The sequence below is a fragment of the Rhodococcus sp. 14-2470-1b genome, from assembly GCF_002259415.1.
Classification (GTDB): Bacteria; Actinomycetota; Actinomycetes; order Mycobacteriales; family Mycobacteriaceae; genus Rhodococcoides.
The window spans coordinates 23523-30168 of sequence record NZ_NPFY01000027.1 but is presented as its reverse complement, the minus strand read 5'-3'; the positions used below and the strand labels follow the sequence as shown (position 1 = coordinate 30168).

At 62.2% G+C, this 6646-nt stretch carries 6 protein-coding genes; 3 read left to right on the top strand and 3 right to left on the bottom strand.

Annotated elements, in window-relative coordinates:
- Nucleotides 1-1105, top strand: a 1105-nt coding sequence (locus tag CH293_RS20115) for a hypothetical protein (protein WP_217900775.1), incomplete at its 5' end; no start/stop codon positions are given.
- Between the two features lie 19 nt (nt 1106-1124).
- Here CH293_RS20115 and CH293_RS20110 read toward each other — a convergent pair.
- Complete coding sequence (locus CH293_RS20110; protein ID WP_094721304.1) at nt 1125-1976, bottom strand: DMT family transporter; 852 nt, start codon at nt 1974-1976, stop codon at nt 1125-1127.
- Nucleotides 1973-2845: a MurR/RpiR family transcriptional regulator gene (locus tag CH293_RS20105; RefSeq protein ID WP_094721303.1), complete on the bottom strand. Its 873-nt coding sequence runs from the start codon at nt 2843-2845 to the stop codon at nt 1973-1975. Before CH293_RS20105 ends, CH293_RS20110 begins: the two co-directional genes overlap by 4 nt.
- 196 nt (nt 2846-3041) lie before the next feature.
- On the opposite strand from CH293_RS20105, the gene CH293_RS20100 reads away from it, so the two are divergent.
- Nucleotides 3042-5489, top strand: coding sequence for an AAA family ATPase (locus CH293_RS20100; protein ID WP_094721302.1), 2448 nt, complete (start codon nt 3042-3044; stop codon nt 5487-5489).
- Nucleotides 5486-5836, top strand: a complete 351-nt coding sequence (locus CH293_RS20095; protein WP_019663318.1) for a hypothetical protein — start codon at nt 5486-5488, stop codon at nt 5834-5836. The genes CH293_RS20100 and CH293_RS20095 overlap by 4 nt, the downstream gene beginning before the upstream one ends.
- A 20-nt stretch (nt 5837-5856) precedes the next feature.
- Here CH293_RS20095 and CH293_RS20090 read toward each other — a convergent pair whose 3' ends face one another.
- Nucleotides 5857-6618, bottom strand: a complete 762-nt coding sequence (locus CH293_RS20090) for a maleylpyruvate isomerase family mycothiol-dependent enzyme (RefSeq protein WP_094721301.1) — start codon at nt 6616-6618, stop codon at nt 5857-5859.
- Between the last annotated feature and the right edge of the window lie 28 nt (nt 6619-6646).

The following is a 6646-nucleotide window of genomic DNA, read 5'->3' as shown; positions in this document are numbered from 1 at the left end:
TCCGCTTGCGTCCAGCCATGTTGTTCAGTGTCCTATCCGCCCAGTTCACGGGCAACAAGACTCTAGAACGTCCTGGCCTCGTTTACCGGGAACACGCCAGTTCCACTCGAACATGCTCTACTGGTTGATAAAAGAACAGCCTGCTGCGTCGGTGCCGGTGATGGAGTATTTCAAAACGGACGCCATCGCTGGGTGGCCTGAACTCACAGAGGTCCGGCGAGAATGGATGAACCTCGACCTCGCGGTGTTCGGTGGGACGGCTGGTCGAGACCTTGTTCTGGAAAACAAGCTCCACTCCATTCCCAACCGCCAGCAACTGGTTGACTACCATGCGGGCTGTACCGCGATTTTCGACGAGGGCAAGACGTCTTTCATACTGCTCACGCTTATCCGGCCAGGTTTCGACGTTCCCAAGCCATGGCGGCATGTCGACTACTCGGAACTGCTCGTACCACTGGCCGCGTCGGCGAAGGTCTTGCGCGAGAACGACCAGGAGTTCGACGCGCTACTTGTTGAGAATTATGTCGAACTTGTCCGTCTCTTGGTTGGCCTCCGGGACAGCTTTGCTTTTTCGGAAACTGGCAGTGAGCCCCTCCATCTTTCGGTCGACGCGCGAGAGGAGCTTCGCGGAGCGCGCCTCTTACCGTTGGTCGAAAAATTGAGGATCGCCGGGATGGCCTCCACTATCGAAATGCTCATGCGTTCGTCGGTCACTGTGGAGGTCGGCTTATCAAATACTCGTGGCAGGATGGATTTCCATGCTCGCACGGGCGGAGGACATTACGTTGGCTGGCAGTATCAAGGTGGCCAGATGCGACTCTCGGTCATCCTGGATGACGATATCGATGGCCCGTGGAGGAATCGCCGGGCGGAACGAGAGCGCTTCGTCGAACAAACGTTTCTTGACTATTTTGATTTCGACGTAGCGGAAAGCGCCTCTCGGCTACTCGGTGAGTACAGCGGTCGGAAGAAGAAGTGGCTCGGGTACGAGCCTGATTTTATTTACAGATACAAGCCGGTAAACCCGGACGTGGTTGTCGGCGACCTCGTACAGCTGTGTGTGGAATTCACAGGACACGCATTGGCTTACGCTTCAAGCCACTGAGGGACCGGGATCGCGAGAGTCAGTTGACTGCGATTAACACGATGCCAGTCAGCACGACGGCCGAACCTGCCAGTCGTCGGACAGGGTTGCTTTCGTGGAACATCCACCACGCCAGCAAGGATCCGATGACGATCGACGACTCACGGGCTGGGGCGACCACCGACAGCGGCAGGGATTTCATTGCAACGAGAACCAGGATGTACGCAGCGGGGGAGAGCGCTCCGACGAGTAGGACTTCTCGCCGATAGGTCCCGAATGCGCTCTTCAACTGCGCCCCCTTGCCGAGCACCTTGGGCGTGAGCAGCAGCGATTGTATCGAGACCGCCAACGCGAAATACGTGACCGGCGACAGGTCGAGAGTGACGACGGAGAAGTGATCCCACAGGGTATAGGCGGCGATCATCGCACCGGTTGCGGATCCGAACAGCACTCCTGTTGACACCGAACCATTCTGGCGACGTTTGTACCCGGTCACGACGAGTATTCCGAGAAGAATGATCACGCCGCCCAGTAGCGGCAGAATTCCCGGGCGTTCGCCGAGCACGGTGACCGCGACGACAACGGTGATCAACGGTCCTGTGCCGCGTGCGACCGGGTAGACCACGTTCAGATCGGCTCGTGCATAACCGACTTGGAGGGTCAGTGAATACCCGATGTGCAGGACTGCCGTCACGAGTGGGCCGATGAGCAAGGCCCATGATGCGGTCCACTCGCCGAACAACAGCGCTACCGGGAGGCACAGCACGGCCGATGCGGTCATGTACATCCACACGAAGACGGCGGCGTCCCCGGTGAATCGTTTTGCTGCAATGTTCCACACGGCGTGGAATATTGCTGCGAGACCGACCAGCCCGAGTGCTGCGTGATTCACCGTCGGTCTCGGACCGGTGTGTCGAAGCCTATTGCCTCGGCGCGGCGAGTTCGGTCCATGTCCGCCAACGCAACTCCCGCGTGCAGTATGTCGACGACGGTCAGGTGTGCCAGGCGACTGCTGGATTGAGCGAGCTGGAAATCGAGCTCCGAGCCACCCGCGACGAGCACGTGATCGGCGATGTCGACGAGCGGCGACGAGGTGAAACTGGTGATGGCCACGACCGTGGCGCCGACATGACGAGCGGCCTCGGCCACAGCGACGGTTTGCGGAGTGATTCCTGTGTGGCTGACAGCGAGGAGGATGTCCGACGGGCGGAGGAGACGGGCGACGACGAGCGTGGACAGATGATCGACCGGCGCCTGGACCATCAGTCCGATCGAGGTGAACCTGACCGCGGCGTCCGCGGCGACGGCCGACGACGTGCCCGATCCGGATATCAGTATCCGTTCGGCCTGATCGAGTTCGCCCACGACCTGCTGCACGACTTCCTCGCTCAGGGTTCCTCGGACGGCTCCGATGACGTTGACATGGCTCGACAAGATCGAATCGACGAGTTCCTTGGGTGTCGTCACATCGGTCAGGCGGGGAGGTGGGACAAACATTCCTGCCCCGCCGGATGCCCGAGCCACCGCGAACTTCAGGTCGCTGAACCCCGAGAAACCGGCAGCTCGAGCCGCCCTAACCACGGTTGCGTTCGATACACCGGCGCGCTCGGCGACCTCTGCAGTCGACGCGTTCTGAACGAACTCCGGCTGATCGAGAACGAGCCGAATCACCGACGCATCACTGGCTCTGAGGCTGGGCAGCACCGCGCGCATCGCGCCTTGGAGGCTCGTCATGTCGAACGGGTGTGTCGGCGGTGTCATCGTCGGGAGTCTCTCCTCGGTGCGCTCGTGGCTACCGACAAGGTATCAATGTTTCAGATCGGAGACAATGAAGGAAACGGCGTTTCCAACTGGAGCGGTGTACGCGTCCTTCCCTTGTACGGGTGCGCAGTGTCGGTCTCGTATGGAACTGTGGGGTCTGGTTGGGGAACCAGACAGACACGACAGGGGAGTGCCGGTGACCAAGCCCGACGAGGCCGTGGACAGACCGCTCATGGAGGTCGTGTTCGACGCCATCGACGCAGATCAGGACTTGGCCGATGAAGCCAAGTACCTCGTCCTTGCCGCGCTCGAAGGCATTGCCGAACTCGACGATCAGCTCGACGGAGTCACTCTCCTGCAAGCCCGCCGGGCCGCGCACGGCATGACCCAGGAGGATCCTGTCGGTGCATTCCTGACGTCCATCGAGGTGGCAGGCTTCCGCGGTATCGGGCCGAAGTCCGAGCTGCCGCTTCATCCCGCCCCCGGTATCACCATCGTCAGTGGCCGAAACGGCTCCGGCAAATCCAGTTTTGCGGAGGCCCTCGAATTCGCAGTCACGGGCAAGAGTTACCGATGGGAGAACAAGGCCAAGCTGTGGGCCGACACGTGGCGCAACCTGCACGACGCGTCGCAGTGCCAGGTGCGCGTCGGACTCACCATCGAGGGTTCGGAACAGACCGTCGTCGGCGTCGACTGGGACCCTGATGCCGCCTTGCGCGAGAACAAGACATGGACGCAGGTCGGAAACGCAAAACGCTCGCCCGGCACCGATTCTCTCGGGTGGAAGTCTGCCGTGGAACTGCACCGACCGATCCTGTCGTACGACGAGATCGGCGGTCTCGTCGAAGACAGTCCGTCGACCCTGTACGACGCGTTGGCGAAACTACTCGGACTCGACGAGATCACCGACGCCGAGAAGCGGCTGACTGCAGCGCTGAAGAACGCCAAAGTGCCGCGCCAGCAGGCGAAAGACGCGTTGATCCAGCTCAAACGCATAGTGGCCGAATCCGACGACGATCGCGCAGTGCAGGCCGTGGCGCTGCTGAAGAAGCGCCAGCCTGACGTCGGAGCCGTGCAATCTCTTGCAACCGGTTCGACGTCCGAGCAGTCACCTGCTTTGTCGGGTCTGCGCACCATCGGTGGGTTGGCCGTACCGATGCCCGAACAGATCGAGACAGTCGTTACCGCAGTCCGTTCCGCCGTCGCGAACAACATCGATCTCGCCAACGATGCCGCTGCGATCGCCGACAAGCGAAACGCCCTGCTGGGGACTGCTCTGGAACTACACGATCTGGTCGGCGATGGTCGGTGCCCTGTGTGCGAAACCGGAACCCTCGACGACGCGTGGGCCGCGCATGCCCGTGCGCGGATCGATGCCGAGGACGACAAGCTCGCACAGTTCAAGCAGTCCCGACGCGATCTGGACGAGGCGCGCCGCGCAGCTCGCATGCTGATCGACGACTTGAGCACGGCCGACACTGTCGCGGGTGTCGAGTTGTCCTCTCTGACTGCATACAACGAGGCCGTTGCGACGGCTCGGGCTGTGCCGGAATCTGTTTCCGGCCTCGCAGAACACCTGAACTCGACGCTGTTCGCGGTCAGCGAATCAGGCCAGGAGCTGCGTCAGGAAGCACTCGACTCCATCGAGGCGCGGGAGGACACGTGGGCGCCTATCGCTTCTCGTCTGGCGTCGTGGGTACAGCTGGAACGGGAGGCAGCCAAGACGGATGGGACCGTGGCCGATCTCGAGGCTGCGAAGAAGTGGATGACCGCCCACGCGATCGATCTTCGTAATCAACGACTCGAGCCGATCGCGGAGCAGGCGAGGGACATCTGGGCCGAACTACGGCAGGAGAGCAACGTCGATATCGGCGCAATCAGTCTGGAGGGCAGCAGTACTCGTCGTAAAGCGGTGTTGAAGGGAACGGTCGACGGTGCACCGTCGGAGGCGTTGTCGGTGATGAGTCAGGGCGAATTGCATGCGCTCGCTCTGGCGTTGTTCATCCCGCGGGCGACGACGCCGAACAGCCCGTTCCGCTTCATCGTTCTCGATGATCCGATTCAGGCCATGGATCCTGCCAAGATCGACGGATTCATTCGCGTGCTGTCGAGCTTGGCCGAGACCCGGCAGGTGGTGGTCTTCTCGCACGACGACCGACTCGCCACCGCGATCCGGCAGATGGCCGTCGATGCGCGATTGGTGGAGGTGACACGCGAGACGGGGTCGAGAATTCATGTCAGAGAGACGCTCAATCAAGCCAAGCGATACGTCGACGACGCGTACGCCCTGGTGCGCGACGAGAATGTACCTGGCGATGTGAAGCGGCGCGTCGCACCGGGTTTGTTCCGGTTGGCTCTGGAATCCGCTGCGCAGCAATTGTTCTATGCAACCCAGCATCGGGCGGGGGAGAGCCGCGAGGACACCGAGAAGCGCTGGGGTGATGTGAAGAAGACCCGCAATCGGCTCGCGTTGGCAGTACACGGTGATGCGGACAAGGATCTGGGCGGGTGGCTGTCCTACAGACCGGAACGGTGGCCGACACTCAAACTCTGCAACGCGGGCGTGCACGGTGACGCGGTGGCGGTCGATGTCGACGCGGTGAGGGATCTCGGCCGCGTGGTCGACGGGATTTTGAGCTCGTGACGGCAATCGCATTGCGAAACGCGGAGCGTCTGCTCGACGGAAACGTCGGTGCGGCAGGTAGTTCGGCGAGATTGGCGGCTTTCCTCGCGCGGCAGGCGTTGGAGGATCTGGTGGACCAGCATCTTCGTGCGTTGGGTGCCGAGGTTCCGAATGCGAGCATGCGGTCGAAGCTGGTCATTCTTCGGTCCCTGGGCACTACCGAACGCGCAGACGCTGCCGCGATGGCCTGGAACCGGCTCAGCAACGTGTGTCACCACCATGCCTACGAACTGGCGCCCACGGTGTCCGAGGTGCGGCACCTGTGCAGGGTGGTGGCAGTGTTGCTCGAGCCGGGTCCGGTCGCCTGAGACGTTCTTGCGCCCGAAGGTCAGAGGGGGAGTGGGTGGCTGAGCAACCCCGTTGCCTCACCGCGTCCGGACAAGAGCGAGCAGAATTCGACGGCGTCGATCTCGACTGCCTCTCCGCCCGACCCTGCGCGGTACGAACCGCCGGCCGGACCGGTCAGGGTGAGGTCGAACGGTTGGCCGTGTGTGCCGGCCCATTCTGCGACGATATCGGCGACGAGACGTCCGTCGTGCGCAGCGTCGATGTCGATCTCCGTGCCGGCGGCGCGTGTGATGTCCACCCGGTGCATCCAGACGTCGCGGGTGAAGCCGACGTCGAACAGGTACGCGATCGGCTGACGTCCTACTGGCTCAGGAAGATTCAGCAAGGGTAGTTTGGCGATCGGGCGGGGTAGCTTGGTACGTGACTTCAGCGCAGCCGGGGCGAGTGTGTCCCATTCCGCGATCAGTTCCTCGGGCGAGCTGGTGGCCCGCTCACGTACCTGCAGCTCGTTCATGCCGTCCCACCAGAACTCCCCGCCGATCTCGGCGACGAGAGGCTTGCCGGTGCGGACCTGCCGGACGAATTCGCGCGGAGATGCCTGGCCGGCAGCCGATCCGACGATGTGAGCCGCGACGGCGTGCACATCCCACATCTGACATACGGTGGGCTTGCTCCAATCGTCTGTGCGCAGTGCGCGTAGAGCAGCGGCGAACTTGTCGCTTTCGACCGAAGTGATCTGCATGGCTTCGCGATGTTCGATCCGTGGGATCGCGGCGACGTCGATGAACGTGGGAAGAGTCATGGTAGGCCTCTCTGGGCATGTATAGGCA